The following is a 22,055-nucleotide window of genomic DNA, read 5'->3' on the forward strand; positions in this document are numbered from 1 at the left end:
TCTGCAGCAAAAATTAAAACAATAAGAAATAAGCTTAGTGTGATATCAAGGCATACTGAAACGCCCAATGGTGTTGATAAAATGGCAAAAAAAACGCCTTAAAACAACAAAACCTTCCATAATATGGAAGGTTTTGCTAAAGTAATAAAAATATTTGTATTACGCTTCTACTTCTTCGGTTTTAGAAGCCATCAGGCGGTCAAACTCTTCCTGCGAACCTACACGTATATTATCGTATATACGTAAACCGGTTCCTGATGGAATTAAGTGACCCACGATAACGTTCTCTTTCAGGCCAAGCATCTTGTCTTTTTTACCTGCTATAGCAGCCTCATTCAGTACTTTGGTAGTTTCCTGGAATGATGCGGCCGAGATAAACGACTTGGTGCCTAACGATGCCCTGGTAATACCTTGCAGTATCGGGCTTGAAGTAGCCGGGATAGCATCCCTAACTTCTACCAGCTTCATATCCTTACGTTTCAGTACCGAGTTCTCATCGCGCAGTTTACGCAATGATAATATCTGGCCTGATTTTAAGGTTGTTGAATCGCCCGGATCGGTTACTACCTTTTTGTCGTAAATATCGTCGTTCTCCAGCATAAAGTCCCAGCCGTCAACAGCTTCCCTTTCAAGGAAACGGGTATCACCCGGATCCTCGATCGATACTTTCTGCATCATCTGGTGAACAATAACCTCAAAGTGCTTATCGTTGATCTTCACACCCTGCAAACGGTAAACTTCCTGTATACCATTTACCAGGTACTCCTGCACTGCTGCAGGGCCTTTAATGGCCAGGATATCGGCAGGTGATATAGAACCGTCAGACAGTGGCATACCGGCCTTCACAAAGTCGTTATCCTGTACCAGGATGTGTTTAGACAATGGCACCAGGTATTTTTTAACCTGTCCATCGCGCGATTCGATGGTCATCTCACGATTACCACGTTTCACACCACCTAAGGTTACCACACCGTCAATCTCGGTTACTACCGCCGGGTTGCTTGGGTTACGTGCTTCAAACAATTCGGTTACACGTGGTAAACCACCTGTAATATCCCTTGTTTTACCGGTTGAACGCGGTATTTTAGCAATAACCTGTCCGGTTTGTAGTTTCTCTTTTTCGTCAACCGCAATGTGGGCGCCTACCGGGATGTTGTATCCCTTAATTACGTTGCCTTTGTTGTCAACTATCTGGATAACCGGGTTTTTGGTTTTGTCGCGGGTATCAATAATTACCTTTTCGCGGTGACCGGTTTGCTCGTCGCTTTCTTCGCGGAAGGTAATGCCTTCCAATACAGCGTCAAACTGTACGCTACCTGCAAATTCAGAGATAATTACCGCGTTGTACGGATCCCATGAACAAATTTTATCGCCACGGCTAATCTTGCTGCCATCTTTCACATACAGGTATGAGCCGTATGGGATGTTATTGGTCATGATTACCTTGTTGCTTCCGGCTTCTACAATACGGAACTCGCCCGAGCGGCCCAGTACTACTTCAACCTTGCCATCTTCAGCGGTTTCATATTCTACAGTACGTACGTTCTCAAATTCGATAATACCTTCGTATTTAGCGTTGATCTGAGACTCGGCCGCGATGTTTGACGCGGTACCACCCACGTGGAAAGTACGCAGGGTTAACTGTGTACCCGGCTCGCCGATAGACTGTGCGGCAATTACACCAACAGCCTCGCCGCGCTGTACGCGTTTACCGCTGGCCAGGTTACGGCCATAGCAAAGCGCGCAAACACCACGTTTGCTTTCGCAGGTTAATACCGAACGTATTTCGATACCCTCTAACGGAGAATTCTCGATGTTTTTAGCAATCTCTTCGGTAATATCGGCACCTGCAGTTACCAGCAGTTCGCCGGTAATAGGGTCATGCACATCATGTAATGATGTACGGCCCAGTATACGATCATACAATGGCTCAACAATGTCCTCGTTATCTTTAAGGGCAGTTGTAAAGATACCACGCAGTGTACCGCAATCTGTTTCACCAACAATCATGTCCTGTGCAACGTCATGTAAACGACGGGTCAGGTAACCGGCATCGGCTGTTTTCAAAGCCGTATCCGCTAAACCTTTACGGGCACCGTGGGTAGAGATAAAGTACTCCAATACCGACAAACCTTCTTTAAAGTTTGAAAGGATCGGGTTCTCGATGATCTCGCCGCCTGAGCCTGATTTTTGAGGCTTGGCCATCAAACCACGCATACCTGCCAGCTGGCGGATCTGCTCTTTAGAACCACGCGCGCCAGAGTCAAGCATCATGTAAACAGAGTTGAAGCCCTGGTTATCGGTCGACAGGATCTCCATTACATTCGCGGTTAAGCGGTTGTTAATACGGGTCCAGATGTCAATGATCTGATTGTAACGCTCGTTATTGGTAATGAAACCCATGTTATAGTTACCCATAACCTCTTCTACCTCTTTGGTAGCCTGCTCAATCAGTGTAACTTTTTGCGCAGGGATATTAATATCCTTCAGGTTAAATGATAAACCACCCTGGAAAGCCATTTTGAAACCTAACTCCTTAATATCATCAAGGAATTGTGCTGCACGGGCCATACCGGTGTTTTTCACTACTTCGCCAATAATATCACGCAGTGATTTTTTGGTTAAAAGCTCATTAATATAACCTACTTCTTCGGGTACGTGCTGGTTAAACAGTACGCGGCCTACAGTAGTATCTATCAGTTTGTTTACTAATGATCCGTCTTTTTCCTTCACTGTAGCTTTTACTTTAATAAAAGCGTGCAGGTCTAATTTCTTCTCATTGTAAGCGATGATCACTTCCTCGGCCGAGTAGAATATCAGGTTTTCACCTTTAATTGTACGTCCTTCGTCGGTTTTGCGGCCTTTAGTAATGTAATAAAGACCCAAAACCATATCCTGTGATGGTACTGTAATAGGCGTACCGTTGGCAGGGTTAAGGATGTTATGCGATGCCAGCATTAAAATTTGGGCTTCCAAAATTGCCGCGTTACCCAATGGTACGTGCACGGCCATCTGGTCACCGTCAAAATCCGCGTTAAAGGCGGTACAGGTTAAAGGGTGTAATTGAATCGCTTTACCTTCAACCAGTTTTGGCTGGAACGACTGGATACCCAACCTGTGCAGCGTAGGCGCACGGTTTAACAGTATCGGGTGTCCTTTTAATACGTTTTCTAAGATATCCCAAACCAATGGGTCTTTACGGTCAACAATTTTCTTGGCCGATTTTACTGTTTTAACCACACCACGCTCAATCATTTTGCGGATGATAAATGGTTTAAACAGCTCGGCAGCCATATCTTTTGGTAAGCCGCACTCGTGCAATTTCAGGTTTGGCCCTACAACAATTACCGAACGTGCCGAATAATCCACACGTTTACCCAGTAAGTTTTGACGGAAACGGCCTTGCTTACCTTTCAGGATGTCTGAAAGTGATTTCAATGCACGGTTACCTTCGGTTTTAACGGCGTTAACTTTACGTGAGTTATCAAATAACGAATCTACAGCTTCCTGCAGCATACGTTTTTCGTTACGTAAAATTACTTCCGGCGCTTTAATCTCGATCAAACGTTTTAAACGGTTGTTACGGATAATTACACGGCGGTAAAGGTCGTTCAAATCTGAAGTAGCGAAACGGCCACCTTCCAGTGGTACTAACGGACGCAGTTCGGGAGGTATAACCGGAACGATCTTAACGATCATCCACTCAGGGTTATTCTCTATACGTGTTTTAGCATCGCGGAAAGCTTCCACAACCTGTAAACGCTTCAAAGCTTCGTTTTTACGTTGCTGAGAAGTTTCGTTTGCAGCCTGGTGGCGCAAATCGTATGATAACTGGTCAAGGTCAAGGCGTTTCAGCAATTCTTCTAATGCTTCGGCACCCATTTTGGCCACAAATTTCTGTGGATCCTTATCGTCCAGGTATTGGTTTTCTTTTGGCAGGGTATCTAATACGTCCAGGTATTCTTCCTCGGTCAGGAAGTCCATGGTATTGATGCCATCAGCCTCTTTAACGCCGGCCTGTATTACTACATAACGCTCGTAGTAAATAATCAAGTCGAGTTTTTTGGTTGGTAAACCCAGCAGGTAACCAATTTTGTTTGGTAACGAACGGAAATACCAGATATGCGCAACAGGCACCACCAGGTTGATGTGGCCCATACGCTCGCGGCGTACTTTCTTTTCGGTTACTTCAACACCGCAACGGTCGCACACGATACCCTTGTAACGGATACGCTTGTACTTACCGCAATGGCATTCATAGTCTTTTACCGGACCGAAGATACGCTCGCAGAATAAACCATCACGCTCGGGTTTGTAGGTCCGGTAGTTAATGGTTTCTGGTTTTAAAACTTCGCCACTTGAACGCTCCAGGATAGACTCCGGAGAAGCTAAACTGATGGTAATGGTGGTGAAATTGCTTTTTATTTTATTATCCTTTTTGTAAGACATATTTCTTTTTTTAAAGGTATTTTTTTGTTAGGACAAAGGTGAAAGGTTAAAGGCGAAAGGTCTAATATACTTTGTCCCCTTTCCTTCTTGATAGGGATGAAAGATAAAAGAACAAGGCACCTTTCACCTTTATCCTTTTACCTTTCACCTCTCTCAACCTTATTCTAAAGTGATATCCAAACCTAAACCTCTTAACTCATGAACCAATACGTTGAATGATTCAGGAACTGAAGGCGTTGGCAGGTTTTCACCCTTAACAATAGCTTCGTATGTTTTGGCACGGCCAATCACGTCGTCAGACTTAACGGTTAAGATCTCCTGCAGGATGTTAGCAGCACCAAATGCCTCTAACGCCCAAACTTCCATCTCACCAAAACGCTGACCACCAAATTGTGCCTTACCACCCAATGGCTGTTGTGTGATTAAAGAGTACGGTCCGATTGAACGGGCGTGCATCTTATCATCAACCATGTGGCCCAGTTTCAGCATGTAGATAATACCTACGGTAGTTTGCTGATCAAAGCGCTCACCTGTTAAACCGTTGTACAAATAAGTACGGCCCGATTCTGGTACGCCTGCTTTAGCTATCCACTCCTCTACCTGTTCGTGCGTAGCACCATCAAATATAGGGGTAGCGAACTTCATGCCCAGCTCTTTACCGGCCCAGCCTAATACGGTTTCGTAGATCTGTCCAAGGTTCATACGCGAAGGTACGCCCAGTGGGTTTAGTACGATATCAACCGGTGTACCATCTTCCAGGAATGGCATGTCCTCATCGCGAACGATGCGGGCAACAATACCTTTGTTACCGTGGCGACCGGCCATTTTATCACCCACTTTAAGCTTACGCTTTTTAGCGATGTAAACCTTAGCCATTTGTACAATGCCCGATGGCAGTTCGTCACCTACACTGATAGCGAATTTATCGCGACGGTAAGCGCCCAGTTCCTCGTTCAACTTAATGTTGAAGTTGTGCAGCAGGGTTTTGATCTGGTCGTTCTTGTCGTCGTCAGTGGTCCACTTGGTTGGGTTAATGTTCTCGTAAGGTAATTCAACCAATATTTTTTGGGTGAACTTAACACCTTTAGCCACTAACAGTTCTTTGTAAACGTTAAACACACCTTGCGATGTTTTGCCGTTAACAATTTCGAACAGTTTTTCAACCAGTGTATTTTTCAGTTCTTTAACTGCTTTATCGTGTTTGGTATCCAGTTTTTCGATCAGTGCTTTTTCTTCGGCTTTCGACGTTTTTTTAGCACGGCTGAACAACTTGGTATCAATTACCACACCAGCGATTGAAGGAGGGGTTTTTAAAGACGCATCTTTAACATCACCTGCTTTATCGCCAAATATGGCACGCAATAATTTTTCTTCTGGTGATGGGTCTGATTCACCTTTTGGAGTGATCTTACCGATCAGGATATCACCTTCCTTAACCTCGGCGCCAACACGGATGATACCGTCTTCGTCCAGGTCTTTGGTAGCTTCTTCCGATACGTTAGGGATATCCGGTGTCAATTCTTCCTCACCACGTTTAGTATCACGTACTTCCAGTTCAAACTCCTCGATATGCAATGAAGTGAAGATATCCTGCGATACCACACGTTCCGAAATCACGATCGCATCCTCAAAGTTATAACCCTGCCAAGGCATAAATGCCACTTTAAGGTTACGGCCTAAGGCTAATTCGCCATCCTGTGTTGCATATCCTTCGCAAAGTACCTGTCCTTTTTCAACCTGCTGGCCTTTTTTAACAATAGGCTTCAGGTTCATGGTGGTGCTTTGGTTGGTCTTTTTAAACTTGGTCAGCTGGTAAGTTTTGGTGTCGCCATCAAATGATACCAGCCTGTCCATTTCGTTACGGATATAACGGATCTTAATTTCGTTTGCATCAACATACTCAACCACACCATCGCCTTCAGCGTTGATCAGCGTGCGCGAATCCTTAGCCACACGGCCTTCAAGCCCTGTACCTACAATCGGCGCTTCCGGACGCAATAACGGCACGGCCTGGCGTTGCATGTTAGATCCCATCAGGGCACGGTTAGCATCATCATGTTCCAGGAACGGGATAAGCGAAGCCGCGATAGATGTGATCTGGTTAGGTGCAACGTCCATATAATCCAGTTTCTCCGGCTCAATTACCGGGAAGTCACCTTCATAACGTGCTTTAACACGCGGGGTTGCAAATACACCTTTATCATCATAGTAGGCATTAGCCTGGCCGATAGTTTTACCGTCCTCGTCTTCTGCCGACAGATAGATTACATTTTCTTCAACCTTAACTTTACCATCAACCACACGTTTGTACGGAGTTTCGATAAAGCCCAGGTTATTGATCTTAGCGTGAACGCAAAGTGAAGAGATCAAACCAATGTTCGGGCCTTCCGGGGTTTCAATGGTACACAACCTACCGTAGTGGGTATAGTGCACGTCACGAACCTCGAAACCGGCACGCTCACGTGACAGACCACCGGGCCCTAAGGCTGACAGACGACGCTTGTGCGTGATCTCTGCCAGTGGGTTGGTTTGGTCCATAAATTGAGACAACTGGTTGGTACCGAAGAACGAGTTGATAACCGACGATAAAGTACGCGCGTTGATCAGGTCAGTCGGTGTAAACACCTCGTTGTCACGGATGTTCATACGCTCGCGGATGGTACGTGCCATACGCGCTAAACCTACACCAAACTGTGCATACAATTGCTCGCCAACCGTACGTACACGACGGTTTGACAAGTGGTCAATATCATCCACCTCGGCTTTAGAGTTGATCAACTTGATCAGGTATTTAACAATAGCAATGATATCCTGCTTTGTTAATACTTTGATATCGTTTGATGTCTCCATCTTCAGCTTACGGTTAATGCGGTACCTGCCCACATCACCTAAGTCATAACGTTTGTCCGAGAAGAACAGACGATCGATGATACCACGTGCAGTTTCCTCATCAGGTGGTTCAGCGTTACGTAATTGACGGTAGATATGCTCAACCGCTTCTTTCTCAGAGTTTGAAGTATCCTTCTGTAAGGTATTATATATAATAGTATAATCACCGCTGGTTGATGAGTCTTCCTTGTTCAGGATAACTGTTTTTACACCGGCATCAATGATCATATCAATGTGATCGTCTTCTAATACGGTCTCGCGCTCCAGGATGATCTCGTTACGGTCGATAGAAACTACCTCACCGGTATCCTCATCCACAAAGTCTTCCACCCATTTCTTCAACACCCTTGCAGCAAGCTTACGGCCAATGAATTTCTTCAGGCCACTTTTGCTTACTTTTACTTCGTCGGCCAGTTCAAACAACTCCAGGATGTCTTTATCCGAATCGTAACCAATGGCACGCAGTAAGGTGGTAACCGGGAATTTCTTCTTACGGTCGATATAAGCATACATTACGTTGTTAACGTCTGTAGCAAACTCAATCCATGAACCCTTGAACGGGATAACACGGGCCGAGTACAATTTAGTACCGTTAGTGTGGCGGCTTTGCCCGAAGAATACGCCTGGCGAACGGTGCAATTGCGATACAATTACACGCTCGGCGCCATTGATAACAAAGGTACCTTTAGGTGTCATATAAGGGATGGTACCCAAATAAACATCCTGTACAATTGTTTCAAAATCCTCGTGCTCCTCGTCGTTACATGACAGGCGCAGCTTGGCTTTTAAAGGCACACTGTAAGTTAGGCCGCGTTCAATACACTCTTGTATATCGTAACGTGGCGGGTCAATAAAGTAATCCAGAAACTCTAAAACAAAGATGTTTCTTGAATCGGAAATCGGAAAGTTTTCAGCAAACACTTTAAACAACCCTTCTTTATAACGGTTGTCTGAAGTAGTTTCCAGTTGGAAAAATTCCCTGAAAGATTGCAGCTGCACATCCAGAAAGTCAGGGTAATCAATTACGTGCCTGCTGGTTGCGAAGTTTACTCTTTGATTATTTTTGTTTGCCAAGGGATATAGTTTTTAATTTATTAACTATAGATATGAGAAATTAGATATGAGATTTGAGACGGGAGACAGAGTCAATGCATTAAAGCAAAAATCCCCGATCTCAATTCAATATCTCAAGTCTCTTTAAACAGCAATAGACCCCGACCAAAACAGGTCGGAGTCTGATGCTATTTGTATTATTGGGTTAACTTATTTAACCTCAACAACAGCTCCTGCTTCTTCTAATTGTTTCTTTAAGCTTTCAGCTTCTTCTTTAGAAACACCAGTTTTAACTTCTTTAGGAGCGCCGTCAACTAAGTCTTTAGCTTCTTTCAAGCCTAAGCCTGTAAGGTCTTTTACTAATTTAACAACTGCTAATTTAGCGCCACCTGCTTCTTTCAGGATAACGTCAAATGCAGTTTGAGCAGCTTCAGCAGCAGGGGCGTCATCGCCACCAGCAGGAGCAGCAGCAACAGCAACAGCTGCAGCAGCAGGCTCAATACCATACTCGTCTTTTAATATTTGAGCTAACTCGTTAACTTCTTTTACTGTCAAGTTTACTAACTGCTCAGCAAAGGTTTTTAAATCTGCCATTTTATTTTATTTTTTACTTTAATGCGTTTTGTTTTAATGCGAACTTAATAGGTGTTCGTTTAACCTCTTTCTTGTAATGTTTTAACAATACCTGCAAGTTTGTTTCCGCCTGATTGCAGTGCAGAAATAACGTTTTTAGCAGGAGATTGCAGTAATCCGATGATCTCGCCAACCAGTTGTTCTTTCGATTTCAGGTTGATCAATGTATCCAGTTGGTTATCACCAATGAAAATTGCTGAGTCGATGTATGCAGCTTTAATGATTGGTTTTTCGCTACCTGATTTTCTCAGTTGTTTAATCAGCTTTGCCGGGGCAGTTGCCGATTTTGAGAAAAGGATAGATGATGAACCTTTCAGTACGTCATACATCTGAGTGTAATCGCCACCGGCAGCTTCCATCGCTTTTTTAATCAAGCTGTTTTTTGCTACTTGTATGGTGATATCACTTTCAAAGCATTTACGGCGGATGTTATTGATCTTAGCAACCGTAAGATTTGAAGTGTCGGTAATATAGAAATTACCATACTCCTTCATCTGTTCAGTAAGGGCAAGAACAAGTTCGTGTTTTTCTTCTTTATTCATGATTAGATCCCCGCTACTGTTTTAGTTTCAACCTGGATGCCCGGAGACATGGTTGAAGAGATATGGATACTTTTAAAATAAGTGCCCTTTGCTGCTGATGGTTTTAATTTAGAGATAACCTGCAATACTTCTAAAGCGTTCTCATAAATTTTATCAGCAGGGAAAGATACTTTTCCGATTGAAGCATGGATGATACCGGTTTTATCAACCTTGAAATCGATTTTACCAGCTTTTACCTCGGTTACAGCTTTCCCAACTTCTGGGGTTACTGTGCCCGATTTAGGGTTTGGCATAAGGTTACGCGGGCCTAATATACGACCCAAACGACCTACCTTAGCCATAACGCTTGGCATAGTGATGATAATATCAACGTCAGTCCATCCGCCTTCAATTTTGGCAATGTAATCGTCCAAACCTACAAAATCTGCACCTGCGTCTTTAGCTTCTTGTTCCTTTTCAGGCGTACAAAGCACCAGTACACGTACAGTTTTTCCGGTTCCATGAGGTAATGTTGCAATACCACGTACCATTTGATTGGCTTTACGCGGATCAACACCTAAACGTACATCGATATCAACCGATGAATCGAATTTGGTGTTGGTGATATCCTTTACCAGGCTTGTTGCATCCTGTAATGAATATGCTTTATTAGCCTCAATTTTGGAGAGTGCCACTTTTTGATTTTTTGTTAATCTTGCCACTGTCTTAAACTGATTTGTGTTAGTTAATTAATGTGATCTCGAAAGTCGGAATGCCAAATTCGAAACTATTACATTTCGCCTTTGAAACTTCGCATTTCGCAATCAATTTAGTTCCAGGGAGCCGTACCTGATACGGTTATTCCCATACTGCGAGCAGTACCTGCAACCATTTTCATGGCCGACTCAACTGTGAACGCGTTTAAATCCACCATTTTATCCTTGGCAATAGTTTCAACCTGGTCCCAGCTTACTTTCGCAACCTTTTTCCGGTTTGGCTCTGCCGACCCGCTTTTTAAGCCTGTAGCTTCCAGTAACTGGATAGCAACAGGTGGGGTTTTAATGATAAAATCGAATGACTTGTCAACGTACACAGTAATTAGCACAGGTAACACTTTGCCAGGTTTATCCTGGGTACGTGCATTAAACTGCTTGCAGAACTCCATAATGTTCACCCCTTTTGCACCCAATGCTGGGCCAATTGGAGGAGATGGGTTTGCAGCGCCGCCTTTTACCTGCAGCTTTACCATCGCACCGACTTCTTTTGCCATTTTAATTTAATTATTTAATACTCAATGTTAGTAGTGGAAGCTAAGTAACATTTATCTTTATGAGTAGTAATTGGTTAATTAGTGATTAGTTAATTAGTCCAATCCTGCCCGTTAATATTTTAAATGAAATCCGCCAATCAAATGTTAGTTTTTACACTAATCTCTAATTAACTAATCTCTATTCACTATTCTTTTTCAACCTGCATGTAATTCAATTCAAGCGGCGTACGTCGCCCGAAAATCTTTACCATTACTTTCAATTTCTTTTTCTCTTCGTTCACCTCTTCAATCACACCGCTAAAGCCGTTGAATGGTCCGTCCATTACTTTAACTGCTTCGCCCACATAATAAGGTACGTTCATAGTTTCGCCTTGCGCGCTCATCTCATCAACCTTACCTAAAATACGGTTAACTTCGGCCTGGCGCAAAGGGATAGCATTACCTGCCTTATCACCCAAAAAGCCAATTACGCTGTTCACGTTTTTTATAATGTGCTCCAGCTCGCCATCTAACGATGCTTCCATCAGTACATAGCCCGGGAAAAAGTTACGCTCCTTAGCTATCTTTTTACCATCGCGCATTTGGTAGTACTTTTCGGTAGGGATTAATACCTGTGGTACTAAATGGGTTATGCCTAAGCGGTTAACTTCAGCATCAATATATTGCTTAACCTTTTTTTCCTTACCGCTGATGGCGCGTACTACGTACCATTTCAAATTTTCACTCATCTCTATAAAAAATTAAGCAAGTGAACTGTAAAAATGCCTTAACACGTAGCTGATAGCTGTGTCCATACCAAAAATAACCAATGCAATAATTAAAGCGGCAACCACTACCAGTACAGCGCTGCTTTGCAGTTCGCGCCAGGTTGGCCAGGTTACCTTTTGGGTTAACTCTATATATGATTCTTTGATATACTCAACTACTGCAGCCATTGTTTATTCGCTTTATATAATGCACGGGAACAAGGATTCGAACCCTGATCAAAGGTTTTGGAGACCTCTATTCTACCGTTGAACTATTCCCGTTTATATTAGCCCTAAATCCCTAAAGGGACTTTGACCATATTGTGTTATCTACTTTATAGTAACAAAGTACTTAGGTAAAAACCTAAGTACTTTGTGTATAAATTAACCTACCTTTTTTCCCTTTCGGGGATTAAGGAGGTATTATTTTAATATTTCAGTTACCTGACCGGCACCTACTGTACGACCACCTTCGCGGATAGCGAAACGTAAACCTTTTTCCATCGCGATTGCGTTGATCAGTTTTACAGTGATGGTAACGTTATCACCAGGCATAACCATCTCGATACCTTCAGCTAAGGTGATTTCACCTGTAACGTCTGTGGTACGGAAATAGAATTGCGGACGGTATTTGTTGAAGAAAGGCGTGTGACGGCCACCTTCAGCTTTCGACAGAACGTAAACTTCTGCTTTGAAATCGGTGTGAGGATTTACTGAACCTGGTTTGCAAATAACCATACCACGACGGATATCAGTTTTTTCAATACCACGTAACAATAAACCTACGTTATCACCAGCTTCGCCACGGTCAAGGATCTTACGGAACATCTCAACACCAGTTACGGTTGATTTTAAGTTCTCGGCACCCATACCCAGGATATCCACAGGATCGCCAGAGTTGATTACACCACGCTCGATACGACCGGTTGCAACAGTACCACGACCAGTGATCGAGAATACGTCTTCAACTGGCATCAGGAACGGAAGATCAGTTAAACGCGGAGGGATTGGGATGTAAGCATCAACTGCATCCATCAATTCCATAATTTTGCCAACCCATTTAGCGTCGCCGTTAAGGCCGCCTAATGCTGAACCTTGGATAACAGGGATATCATCACCAGGGAAATCATAGAAAGAAAGTAACTCACGGATTTCCATCTCTACTAATTCTAACAATTCCGGATCGTCAACCATGTCAACTTTGTTCATGAATACAACCAGTGAAGGTACGCCAACCTGACGAGCCAAAAGGATGTGCTCACGAGTTTGAGGCATTGGGCCATCAGTTGCAGCAACTACGATGATAGCACCGTCCATCTGAGCAGCACCAGTAACCATGTTCTTTACGTAATCCGCGTGACCTGGACAGTCAACGTGTGCGTAGTGACGGTTAGCTGTTGAATACTCAACGTGTGCAGTGTTGATGGTAATACCACGCTCTTTTTCTTCAGGAGCAGAGTCAATTGAATCAAATGAACGGGCTTCTGATAAACCTGCATCAGCTAATACTTTAGTGATAGCTGCAGTAAGGGTTGTTTTGCCGTGGTCAACGTGACCGATAGTACCGATGTTTAAGTGCGGCTTACTGCGGTCAAACTTTTCTTTTGCCATGATTTATTTTTGTTTGTAGGTTAATTTTTCTATTTTAATTGTCGTATTATAAATACTCCGAGCCAACAATGGGATTTGAACCCATGACCTCTTCCTTACCAAGGAAGTGCTCTACCACTGAGCTACGTCGGCTTATCTTTTTAGTTCGAAATCCGAATTGCCAATTTCGAAATTCTTATGCTCCGGTTTCAGGTATTTCGAAATTCACCTTTCGCACTTCGCATTTATCAGAGCGGAAGACGAGGTTCGAACTCGCGACCTATAGCTTGGAAGGCTATCGCTCTACCAACTGAGCTACTTCCGCAAAAAATTATTGAAGGATTGAATTATTGATTTACTGAATTTTTAAAAACTCAATATCTCGATAATTCAATCAATCAATATGTGGGGGGAGAAGGATTCGAACCTTCGTAGCCGAAGCAACGGATTTACAGTCCGTCCCATTTGACCGCTCTGGTATCCCCCCATCGTTTAATTCGGAAGCCGGACTGTCAAATTCGAAATAATTTCGCATTTAAACTTTCGTACTTCGAATTCAAACTGAGCCTCCTATCGGGATCGAACCAATGACCTACTGATTACAAGTCAGTCGCTCTACCAGCTGAGCTAAGGAGGCTTAAATTTTTCCTTTTAAAGAACCACCCTTTCCAATTAGCCAGCTTAACAAAGCACCTCTCCGAAAGGGATTGCAAATCTACAAAAAATAAAGGCTGTGCAAAATTTTTTTCTAAAAAAAATCGGCAGGTATAATACCTGCCGATTTTGCGCTTAGTTAAAGTGCTGATTATGTTAAAATTCCTCTTCTGTTGCGGCTAAAACAGCCTTTTTTGCAACTTCGGCGGCAATGGTTTTCTTCTGTTTATGCTTCTCTATTTGCTTGCGCAGGCTCTCAATAGCCAAATCGGTAGCCTCTTCAAACGTTTTACATTGCTCTTTTGCGAACAATTGATTGCCCGGCAACTGTATTTTTATCTCCGAAACTTTATTAGCCTCGTCTTCCACGTTCTGCAATTTTAAGTAGACCTCACCGCTGATGATCTTGTCATAAAACTGATCAAGCTTATCTGCCTTCTTCTGGATAAAATCCAATAATCTTCTGTCTGCTGTAAAATGAATTGATTGAACTGTGATCTTCATTGTTTCCTCCTTGTTTATGCCTTTGGATGGGCTTGTTTATAAATAGACTTTAATCGCTCCACGGAGTTGTGGGTGTAAATTTGAGTGGCACTTAAATTAGCGTGCCCCAAAAGTTCTTTAATGGCATTTAAATCTGCTCCTTTGTTTAACAGGCTGGTGGCAAATGTATGCCGCAGCACATGAGGGCTCTTTTTACTTTGGGTTGATATGGTTGAAAGATGTTTATGCACTATTAAATAAATTAGTTTGGGATATGCATTAGCCCCTTTATCTGTAACGAGTAGTGTTACGGAATTGTTATTAAAATTTTTACTTTTTTTTAACTCCATGTATTCGGCCAGTACACGCTTTAGTTCCTTGTTAATTGGGATGATGCGTTCCTTATTACGCTTGCCTAATACCTTTATAGTACCTTCATAAGTATTAATATCGCTTTCCTTTAATCCCACCAATTCGGCCAGGCGGATGCCGGTACCAAACAACAGTTCTAATACCAGTTTATCGCGGGTGCCGGCAAAATCAGTGTCAAAACCATGGTCAAGCAAATAATCCAGCTTGTCGGCTTCCACCACTACAGGCAGTTTTTTAGGCGTCTTGGGTGTTTGTATTTTAGCCGTTGGATTGGCGGTGATGATCTCGCTTTGCAGCAAAAACTTAAAGTACTTGCGCAGCACGGCTACTTTGCGGTTAACGCTGCGGGCCACTAAACCGTTATCCATCATACTTACCATCCAATTACGGATATGGTGATGGGTAATTTGATCGGGTTGGGTTACGGGATCTTCAGGATGATGGATGTGTGCAAAAAACTGCTCCAGGTCTGATTGATAGGCGGAAACGGTGTGTGGTGACATCCGTTTTTCAAATTGCAAGTAGGTGATGAACCGCTCTAAAAACATAAAAACTATTTATACATCCGGAGAATGAATGTACAAATAGTTTTTTTATATATTTTCAAGAAAAATGAAAATAGTTTACAGCCTATAGTTAGACAGTATCTAAGTTCATATTTTGCTTGTAGATGGCATGTTTAATTTCGTGCCTGCGGGCAACAGATTTTTTCTCATATGCCTGGCGACTGCGAAGTTCGCGTAATACACCTGTTTTCTCAAATTTCTTCTTGAAGCGTTTTAACGCTTTGTCTAATGATTCGCCGTCTTTTACGTTGATAATGATCATAATCCTAATATACCTCCTTTCAGGGACGGCAAAGGTAAGTAATTGGTTTTGATTATGAAAGAGTTGCTTAAGATTTTATTAAGGAACAATTAATTGGGCGTTGCCTACGGCCCGCGCTATCCGCTCATACGCCTGCAGGCCTTATCCACAGGGCCGGTATCCGCTCCTATCGCTAACGCGGGGATTCTGCCCTATCGCTAGGCAAACCAGGTAAACTAATATTGACAAAAAAAAATAAAAAATATTTGCGCAAGCAAATACTTGCACATATATTTGCAAGCACTTACTTGCATATATGGAAACCAGACGCGATGTATACCAGGCCATAGCCGACCCTACCCGAAGGGCAATTATTAATATGCTTGCCACCCAGCCACATAATGTGAACGCTATTGCCCAAAAATTTGATGTTACCCGGCAGGCTATATCACTGCATGTTAAAATATTAACCGATTGCGGGTTGATTGATATTAAACAACAAGGCCGCGACCGTATTTGCGAGGCCCGGCTGGATAAACTGAGCGAGGTATCGGCCTGGGTTGACCAATACCGCCAGCATTGGGAAAGTAAACTGGATGCTTTAGAAACTTATATAGAACAATTAAAAAAAGAACGTTATGGAAAACCTAAAAAGTGATACGCACGACAGGGAATTATTACTATCCCGAAAAATAAACGCCCCCATTGAACTGGTGTGGGAAGTTTGGACACAACCGCACCACATTGCCCAATGGTGGGGCCCAAATGGTTTTACCAATACCATAACTATCATGGATGTAAAGCAGGGTGGCGAGTGGAACCTGGTTATGCACGGGCCCGACGGAACGGATTATGACAATAAAAGCCTGTTTAGGGAGGTGGTGCTACATAAAAAGATTGTGTACGAGCATATAACCTACCCTCATATTATGGCCACCATCACGTTTGAAGCAGAGGGCGAGCAAACGGCGATTAACTGGCATATGGTTTTTGATACCGCCGAAGACTTTATTGAAGTAGTTAAAAAACACAATGCCGCCGAGGGACAAAAACAAAATATAGAGAAGCTGAACCTGTATTTAAGTCAGTTAAAAACCAAATTATAATACATTGAAAAGATCAATAACCTGCTTTTTGCTGGTGGCTTTAATAGCTTCGGCAAAAGCACAACAGATTAAACCTATGCAAAAATCAATAACAGGCCATGCCCCTGTAAACGGAATAAATATGTATTACGAGATACACGGCCAGGGCAATACCCCCTTAGTACTGATACACGGTGGCGGCTCCACAATTGAAAGCACATTTGCTCATATATTGCCCCTGTTTGCTGCACATAACAAGGTAATAGCTATCGAACTGCAGGCACATGGCCGCACCAGCGACAGGAACGCGCCCGAATCTTTTGAACAAGACGCGGATGATGTAACCGCCATGCTTAAATATCTTAAAATAGATAAAGCCAATATATTGGGTTTCAGCAACGGCGGCAGCACTGCATTGCAAATAGCCATACGTCACCCGGGTATAGTTAACAAAATTATTGCAATTGCCGCCGCCAGTAAAAGGGATGGCTTGATACCCGGTTTTTTTGACTTTATGCAAACCGCCAGTATTGATAATATGCCGGCATTTTTAAAAACCGCATTTTTAAAAGTAAACCCCAGCGAAGCCGGTTTATTGAATATGTTTAATAAGGATAAGCAACGGATGATTAACTTTAAAGACTGGCCTGATGATATGCTGCAGTCTATAAAAGCGCCAACCCTTTTCATCGCCGGCGATAATGACGTTGTGACGCCCGAGCATAACCTGCAAATGGCCCGCCTTATTAAAGGTGCGCAGGTATTGATACTACCGGGCATACATGGCCAATGCCTGGGAGAAGCAGGCAGCTACAAAGCAGGAAGTAAACAACCAGAGGTAACAGCAATCTTAGTCCAGGAGTTTTTAAACGAATAAACGCCCGACAACTTACTTGCGTTCGTCTGCAACGAGTGCTTAATATGGTAGGGCGATTGCATCGCCCCCGCATTACAAATGCCAAACAGTGTTAAGCGCTCGTTATAAACGAGCGCAAGTAGTTTATATCCTTATCGCAACACTTCCCTGCTGATCACTATCTTCTGAATCTCGCTTGTCCCCTCGCCTATGGTGCAAAGCTTGGCATCGCGATAGTATTTCTCAACCGGGAAATCCTTGGTATAGCCATACCCGCCAAAGATCTGCACGGCTTCGTTAGCGCATTTAACTGCCACTTCGGATGCGAAGTATTTGGCCATAGCGGCTTGCTTGGTCATGGGCAGGTGGCGGTTCTTCATATCGGCGGCCTGCATAATTAACAGTTCGGCAGCTTCTATTTCGGTAGCCATATCGGCCAGTTTAAACGAGATCCCCTGGAAATTGGCAATAGGCTGGCCAAACTGGTGGCGTTCCTTAGCATAAGCCACGGCAGCTTCAAAAGCGCCTTTGGCAATACCTAATGATAAGGCCGCAATCGAGATCCGTCCGCCGTCCAGCACTTTCATGGCTTGTTTAAAGCCCTCGCCTGGTGTGCCTAACAGGTTAGCTTTAGGCACACGGCAGTTATCAAAAACCAGTTCGGTAGTTTCGGACGCGCGCATGCCCAGTTTATTCTCCTTTTTACCATGAGTAAAGCCCGGCGTACCTTTTTCTATCACTAAAGCCGAGATCCCTTTCGAGTCGCCCTTTTCACCGGTACGTACCATCACCACGGCTACGTTGCCGCTTTTGCCGTGAGTGATCCAGTTCTTCGATCCATTCACCACGTATTCATCGCCATCCAGCACGGCGGTAGTATTCATCCCCAAAGCGTCCGAGCCGGTATTGGCTTCGGTCAATCCCCAGGCGCCAATCCATTCGGCGGTAGCCAGTTTGGGCAGCCAGCGTTGTTTTTGTTCATCGTTACCAAAAGCTAAAATATGCCCGGTACAAAGCGAGTTATGCGCCGCAACCGATAAACCTATCGATCCGCATACCTTGGCTATCTCTACAATTACAGTCACATACTCCTGATACCCGAAACCCGAGCCGCCGTATTCTTCCGGAACCAGCACACCCATTAAGCCCAGCTCGCCTAATTGTTTAAACAGTTCAACAGGGAAAGTTTGGGCTTCGTCCCACTCCATTACGTTGGGGCGGATATGTTTTTCGGCAAAATCACGGGTCATCTGCCCAATCATCTGCTGGTTCTCGTCGGTACTGAAATCGTAGCCTGTAAGGCTGTGGGTGGCAAAAGTATTCATGTATAAATATGTAATCCTGTAAATCGGTGCTGCAAGATAGCAAATTAATTTAAATACTATGCATGCATAGTATTTGGAACAATACGGTATATGGTTCAAATATCCCTGCTGCGTTAATCAGTAATCATTATCAACTGCCCATTCAACAAAATAATTTTTTAATTTATTGCTCATCAGCGGCTTTTGTGCAATATTTACGCAAAAATTAAAATCACAGTTAACATTTAACCCCTTGTTAAAATTCCCGCAATGAAGAAAGTAATACTTGTTACCGGCGCGTCATCAGGTTTAGGCTTAGCTACCGCCACCGCTTTAGCCGCCGCAGGCCACACTGTTTATGGTGCCAGCCGCAGCGCAGGCAAAAATAAAGATGTATCATTTAAACCATTAACTATGGATGTAACCGACGATGCATCCGTTAATGCCGCCATTGATACCATTATTAAAGCCGAAGGCAAAATTGATGTGCTGGTAAATAACGCCGGCAACGGCATCACCGGGCCGCTTTACGCTATGCCGGTTGATATAGCCAAAAAACAATTTGAGGTTAACTTCTTCGGAGTAGTGCGCGTAAGCAGTGCCGTGCTGCCGGGTATGATAGAGAAAGGGACTGGTTTGGTAGTTAACGTTGGTTCGCTGGCCGGTTTATTTGGACTGCCATACCAGGGGTTATATAGTGCCAGCAAATTTGCTATTGAGGGTTATTCGGAAAGCCTGCGGATGGAATTGAGGAATACCGGTGTAAAAGTAACCGTGCTTAATCCGGGCGACTTTAAGACCGACTTTACCGGCAACCGCGAAAAGGTTCCGTTTACGCTAAAGAACGATAAACTGAAGGCCGAATTTGAAGCCGCTGTAGCCGCCATGGAAAAAGACGAAAGCATCGGTGCCGCCCCATCTAAATTAGCTGCCGAAGTGGTTAAAATTGTAAGCAAAAGCAACCCTAAGCATAACTATTTAATAGGCGCCATTGGCCAAACCATCGCGGTAACCCTAAAATCGGTATTACCGGGCGGTTTGTTTGTGAAGCTAATGAATGATCATTACGGGATAAAGTAAGACAGTCCGAAAGTCGGGAAGACAGAGAGTCGGAAAGATATAGCTTATCAAAGCTCTTGTCATTGCGAGCGATAGCGTGGACAACCGACCAACGGGAGCTCATTAATGCCTTGAAAAAACAATTATAATATTAATAATCCCATAGAACATGCAACGTGGATCTCCCTATGAGATTGCCGCGTCGCTACGCTCCTCAGCAATGACAAAATCTCATATCAATAAAAAAGCACGGCCTTACAGGGTCGTGCTTTTTTGCTATATATATGATAGAAGCCGGTTATACAAACTTCAACACATGGATGGTGGCATAAATTTTAATCAAAATGGCGCCTATTAAATAAAGGACCGGAATGTTTAGTAAGATGCTCATGTCGTTTGTGTTGTTTAAGTGTTTGTATAGATAGCTGATTATTTTCCTTGTTTGTTGATTCAAATTTGCATCAAAAAGCAGCTTTTGCCTACGGATATTAGGTAAACGGCGGTGAATTGTCGGTGAATGGAGGAATGGGGTGGATGAAAATACCAAAACGTCATCCTGAACTTGTTTCAGGAACCCATAGGACAGGTTACCTACATGATGGGGTACCGAAACAAGTTCGGCATGACATGGAAAATAAACAAAAAAGGAGCAAGCTTAACGCTCACTCCCCCTATATAACCTTTAAGCTTTCGCCTCTTACCTCACTTAATCATCTCCACAAAATCATCAAACAAATAGCGCGAATCGTGCGGGCCGGGTGATGACTCGGGGTGGTATTGTACCGAGAACGCTTTTTTATCCTTCACACGGATCCCTTCTATCGATTGGTCGTTCAGGTTTACGTGGGTGATCTCTACCTTGTCCGATGCCCTTACCGCATCCGGTACAACGCCGAAGCCGTGGTTTTGCGAGGTCACTTCGCAATGGTTCTTAATCACATTTTTTACCGGGTGGTTTAAACCGCGGTGACCATTAAACATTTTTTGGGTTGGTATATCATTAGCCAAAGCCAGTAACTGGTGACCCAAGCAAATACCGAACATCGGCTTATCTGCCTTTAATATATCCTTCACAGTTGCTACCGCGTAAGGCATAGCCGAGGGATCGCCGGGGCCGTTGCTGATAAAGTAACCGTTTGGTTTAAAATCAGCTTCCATATCAGCATAGCTGGTTTTGGCCGGGTAAACCTTGGCAAATACGCCGCGATCGCTAAAGTTACGCAGGATGTTTTTCTTCACACCTAAATCAAGCACTGCCACACGCAGGGCCGCGCTTTCATCGCCAAAAGTATAAGTTTCGGTAGTTGATACCTGCGATGATAACTCCAACCCGTCCATTGATGGTACTTCGGCCAGTTTAACTTTCAGTTCTTCAATATCCAGTATCTCGGATGAAATGATGGCGTTCATAGCGCCCTTATCACGGATGTGGCGTACCAGCTGACGGGTATCAATATCTGATATCGACACGATATTCTGCTCCTGGAAATAATCCTGGATAGATTCGTCAGCCTGTTTGCGGCTGTAGGCAATGTTATAGTTTTTACAAACCAGGCCGGCAATCTGGATCTTCTCCGATTCCACTTCCTCGTGGTTAACGCCGTAGTTGCCTATGTGCGCGTTAGTGGTCACCATAATCTGGCCGAAGTATGATGGATCGGTAAATACCTCCTGGTAACCGGTCATACCCGTGTTAAAACAAATTTCGCCCGTGGTGGTGCCTATTTTACCGGCAGCCTTGCCATAAAAGGCGGTACCATCAGCCAGTAATAAAACAGCCGGAAGTTTGGTATAATTCGTCATTCGCTAAAAAATTTAAAAAATGGATAGTGGGCCGGTTTGGCTGGAGTGCTTTCCGTAAAAAAGATAGGTGAAGTATGACTCTGTAATCCGTATTTCACGGGTGCAAAAGTAGGGTTTTTGTTTGGTTTATGAAAGAATGCTTTTGTAATTTATTCGTCAGGAAGATGGGCCTCGCATAACTATCTTTATCTCTTTTATTATTGCTGACATGGTGTAATAAACCCGACAGCAGCAGAAACCCCGCAACGAAGTGTAGCGAAGTGAGGAATTGCAGCGAATGGCGGGGCTACCGGGAGCGAAACGCAACTGCCTTTCATTTTCGACCCACTAATCCCCTAAAGGGGGAATCCGAATCACTCTTTTGAAAATTTAGTGTAAATTTTCCATAATCATATCATAAATCCTCTCTTTAGGGGCTTAGGGGGTTGAAATTTCTTTTGACATTACCCGCAATAACATTAGCTTTGCGCAACAAAAAAAT

At 43.6% G+C, this 22,055-nt stretch carries 18 protein-coding genes and 5 tRNA genes; 4 read left to right on the forward strand and 19 right to left on the reverse strand.

Annotated features, from left to right (window positions below):
• Positions 1–159: 159 nt before the first annotated feature.
• The 17 genes from rpoC to rpsU all read right to left on the reverse strand — a co-directional run bounded on the left by rpoC (position 160) and on the right by rpsU (position 15,488).
• On the reverse strand, positions 160–4,449 hold the full coding sequence (gene rpoC / locus AC07M6_RS13895; RefSeq protein WP_494890333.1) for a DNA-directed RNA polymerase subunit beta': 4,290 nt from the start codon (positions 4,447–4,449) through the stop codon (positions 160–162).
• A gap of 159 nt (positions 4,450–4,608) precedes the next feature.
• Positions 4,609–8,412: a DNA-directed RNA polymerase subunit beta gene (rpoB, locus tag AC07M6_RS13900; RefSeq protein WP_494890335.1), complete on the reverse strand. Its 3,804-nt coding sequence runs from the start codon at positions 8,410–8,412 to the stop codon at positions 4,609–4,611.
• A gap of 189 nt (positions 8,413–8,601) precedes the next feature.
• Entirely contained in the window at positions 8,602–8,985 is a 384-nt protein-coding gene (rplL, locus tag AC07M6_RS13905) for a 50S ribosomal protein L7/L12 (RefSeq protein WP_494890337.1), read from the reverse strand.
• A 59-nt stretch (positions 8,986–9,044) separates the two neighbouring features.
• Positions 9,045–9,566 carry a 50S ribosomal protein L10 gene (rplJ, locus tag AC07M6_RS13910; RefSeq protein WP_494890339.1) on the reverse strand — a complete coding sequence of 174 codons (522 nt, stop codon included), beginning with the start codon at positions 9,564–9,566 and terminating at the stop codon, positions 9,045–9,047.
• Between the two features lie 2 nt (positions 9,567–9,568).
• Entirely contained in the window at positions 9,569–10,267 is a 699-nt protein-coding gene (gene rplA, locus AC07M6_RS13915; RefSeq protein ID WP_494890341.1) for a 50S ribosomal protein L1, read from the reverse strand.
• 107 nt (positions 10,268–10,374) lie between these two features.
• Positions 10,375–10,815 (reverse strand): 50S ribosomal protein L11, encoded by a 441-nt coding sequence (gene rplK, locus AC07M6_RS13920; protein WP_494890343.1) that lies wholly within the window; start codon positions 10,813–10,815, stop codon positions 10,375–10,377.
• A 185-nt stretch (positions 10,816–11,000) separates the two neighbouring features.
• Positions 11,001–11,543, reverse strand: a complete 543-nt coding sequence (nusG, locus tag AC07M6_RS13925) for a transcription termination/antitermination protein NusG (protein ID WP_494890345.1) — start codon at positions 11,541–11,543, stop codon at positions 11,001–11,003.
• Positions 11,544–11,555: 12 nt separating this feature from the next.
• Positions 11,556–11,750, reverse strand: coding sequence for a preprotein translocase subunit SecE (gene secE / locus AC07M6_RS13930; RefSeq protein ID WP_494890347.1), 195 nt, complete (start codon positions 11,748–11,750; stop codon positions 11,556–11,558).
• A gap of 22 nt (positions 11,751–11,772) precedes the next feature.
• A tRNA-Trp gene (locus AC07M6_RS13935) sits at positions 11,773–11,843 on the reverse strand.
• Positions 11,844–11,984: 141 nt separating this feature from the next.
• On the reverse strand, positions 11,985–13,172 hold the full coding sequence (gene tuf, locus AC07M6_RS13940; protein WP_494890349.1) for an elongation factor Tu: 1,188 nt from the start codon (positions 13,170–13,172) through the stop codon (positions 11,985–11,987).
• A 60-nt stretch (positions 13,173–13,232) separates the two neighbouring features.
• Positions 13,233–13,304, reverse strand: a tRNA-Thr gene (locus tag AC07M6_RS13945).
• A gap of 99 nt (positions 13,305–13,403) precedes the next feature.
• Positions 13,404–13,476 (reverse strand) — tRNA-Gly (locus tag AC07M6_RS13950).
• Positions 13,477–13,557: 81 nt separating this feature from the next.
• Positions 13,558–13,638, reverse strand: a tRNA-Tyr gene (locus AC07M6_RS13955).
• 77 nt (positions 13,639–13,715) lie between these two features.
• Positions 13,716–13,788 (reverse strand) — tRNA-Thr (locus AC07M6_RS13960).
• 173 nt (positions 13,789–13,961) lie between these two features.
• On the reverse strand, positions 13,962–14,309 hold the full coding sequence (gene hpf, locus AC07M6_RS13965) for a ribosome hibernation-promoting factor, HPF/YfiA family (protein WP_494890351.1): 348 nt from the start codon (positions 14,307–14,309) through the stop codon (positions 13,962–13,964).
• A gap of 14 nt (positions 14,310–14,323) precedes the next feature.
• Positions 14,324–15,208 (reverse strand): tyrosine-type recombinase/integrase, encoded by an 885-nt coding sequence (locus AC07M6_RS13970; protein ID WP_494890353.1) that lies wholly within the window; start codon positions 15,206–15,208, stop codon positions 14,324–14,326.
• 88 nt (positions 15,209–15,296) lie between these two features.
• On the reverse strand, positions 15,297–15,488 hold the full coding sequence (gene rpsU, locus AC07M6_RS13975; protein WP_494890355.1) for a 30S ribosomal protein S21: 192 nt from the start codon (positions 15,486–15,488) through the stop codon (positions 15,297–15,299).
• 295 nt (positions 15,489–15,783) lie between these two features.
• Between rpsU and AC07M6_RS13980 the strand changes: the two genes are divergently transcribed.
• The 3 genes from AC07M6_RS13980 to AC07M6_RS13990 are packed head-to-tail and all read left to right on the forward strand — an operon-like array spanning position 15,784 to position 17,429.
• Positions 15,784–16,125 carry an ArsR/SmtB family transcription factor gene (locus AC07M6_RS13980; RefSeq protein ID WP_494890357.1) on the forward strand — a complete coding sequence of 114 codons (342 nt, stop codon included), beginning with the start codon at positions 15,784–15,786 and terminating at the stop codon, positions 16,123–16,125.
• A complete protein-coding gene (locus tag AC07M6_RS13985; RefSeq protein ID WP_494890359.1) occupies positions 16,106–16,573 on the forward strand; it encodes an SRPBCC family protein in 468 nt (155 codons plus the stop codon). Before AC07M6_RS13980 ends, AC07M6_RS13985 begins: the two co-directional genes overlap by 20 nt.
• A 4-nt stretch (positions 16,574–16,577) precedes the next feature.
• Positions 16,578–17,429 (forward strand): alpha/beta fold hydrolase, encoded by an 852-nt coding sequence (locus AC07M6_RS13990; RefSeq protein ID WP_494890360.1) that lies wholly within the window; start codon positions 16,578–16,580, stop codon positions 17,427–17,429.
• 131 nt (positions 17,430–17,560) lie between these two features.
• Here AC07M6_RS13990 and AC07M6_RS13995 read toward each other — a convergent pair whose 3' ends face one another.
• Positions 17,561–18,733: an acyl-CoA dehydrogenase gene (locus AC07M6_RS13995; RefSeq protein ID WP_494890362.1), complete on the reverse strand. Its 1,173-nt coding sequence runs from the start codon at positions 18,731–18,733 to the stop codon at positions 17,561–17,563.
• Positions 18,734–18,982: 249 nt separating this feature from the next.
• Here AC07M6_RS13995 and AC07M6_RS14000 point away from each other — a divergent pair, with 249 nt between their 5' ends.
• The gene (locus tag AC07M6_RS14000; RefSeq protein WP_494890363.1) at positions 18,983–19,792 is read left to right on the forward strand and encodes an SDR family oxidoreductase; all 810 of its coding nucleotides are present in this window, start codon (positions 18,983–18,985) and stop codon (positions 19,790–19,792) included.
• 681 nt (positions 19,793–20,473) lie between these two features.
• Here the strand turns inward: AC07M6_RS14000 and carA are convergent.
• A complete protein-coding gene (gene carA / locus AC07M6_RS14005) occupies positions 20,474–21,574 on the reverse strand; it encodes a glutamine-hydrolyzing carbamoyl-phosphate synthase small subunit (RefSeq protein ID WP_494890364.1) in 1,101 nt (366 codons plus the stop codon).
• Positions 21,575–22,055: the final 481 nt, after the last annotated feature.

It is taken from the genome of Mucilaginibacter sp. GW821-FHT07H05 (genome assembly GCF_059418485.1).

Excerpts from the sequence above, each read along its gene's own strand:
- rpoC (WP_494890333.1), bottom strand. The coding sequence starts at position 4,449 with ATGTCTTACAAAAAGGATAATAAAATAAAAAGCAATTTCACCACCATT.
- hpf (WP_494890351.1), bottom strand. The coding sequence starts at position 14,309 with ATGAAGATCACAGTTCAATCAATTCATTTTACAGCAGACAGAAGATTA.
- AC07M6_RS13985 (WP_494890359.1), top strand. The coding sequence starts at position 16,106 with ATGGAAAACCTAAAAAGTGATACGCACGACAGGGAATTATTACTATCC.
- rpsU (WP_494890355.1), bottom strand. The coding sequence starts at position 15,488 with ATGATCATTATCAACGTAAAAGACGGCGAATCATTAGACAAAGCGTTA.
- rplJ (WP_494890339.1), bottom strand. The coding sequence starts at position 9,566 with ATGAATAAAGAAGAAAAACACGAACTTGTTCTTGCCCTTACTGAACAG.
- AC07M6_RS13995 (WP_494890362.1), bottom strand. The coding sequence starts at position 18,733 with ATGAATACTTTTGCCACCCACAGCCTTACAGGCTACGATTTCAGTACC.
- AC07M6_RS14000 (WP_494890363.1), top strand. The coding sequence starts at position 18,983 with ATGAAGAAAGTAATACTTGTTACCGGCGCGTCATCAGGTTTAGGCTTA.
- AC07M6_RS13970 (WP_494890353.1), bottom strand. The coding sequence starts at position 15,208 with ATGTTTTTAGAGCGGTTCATCACCTACTTGCAATTTGAAAAACGGATG.
- nusG (WP_494890345.1), bottom strand. The coding sequence starts at position 11,543 with ATGAGTGAAAATTTGAAATGGTACGTAGTACGCGCCATCAGCGGTAAG.
- carA (WP_494890364.1), bottom strand. The coding sequence starts at position 21,574 with ATGACGAATTATACCAAACTTCCGGCTGTTTTATTACTGGCTGATGGT.
- AC07M6_RS13980 (WP_494890357.1), top strand. The coding sequence starts at position 15,784 with ATGGAAACCAGACGCGATGTATACCAGGCCATAGCCGACCCTACCCGA.
- rplL (WP_494890337.1), bottom strand. The coding sequence starts at position 8,985 with ATGGCAGATTTAAAAACCTTTGCTGAGCAGTTAGTAAACTTGACAGTA.
- secE (WP_494890347.1), bottom strand. The coding sequence starts at position 11,750 with ATGGCTGCAGTAGTTGAGTATATCAAAGAATCATATATAGAGTTAACC.
- tuf (WP_494890349.1), bottom strand. The coding sequence starts at position 13,172 with ATGGCAAAAGAAAAGTTTGACCGCAGTAAGCCGCACTTAAACATCGGT.
- rplK (WP_494890343.1), bottom strand. The coding sequence starts at position 10,815 with ATGGCAAAAGAAGTCGGTGCGATGGTAAAGCTGCAGGTAAAAGGCGGC.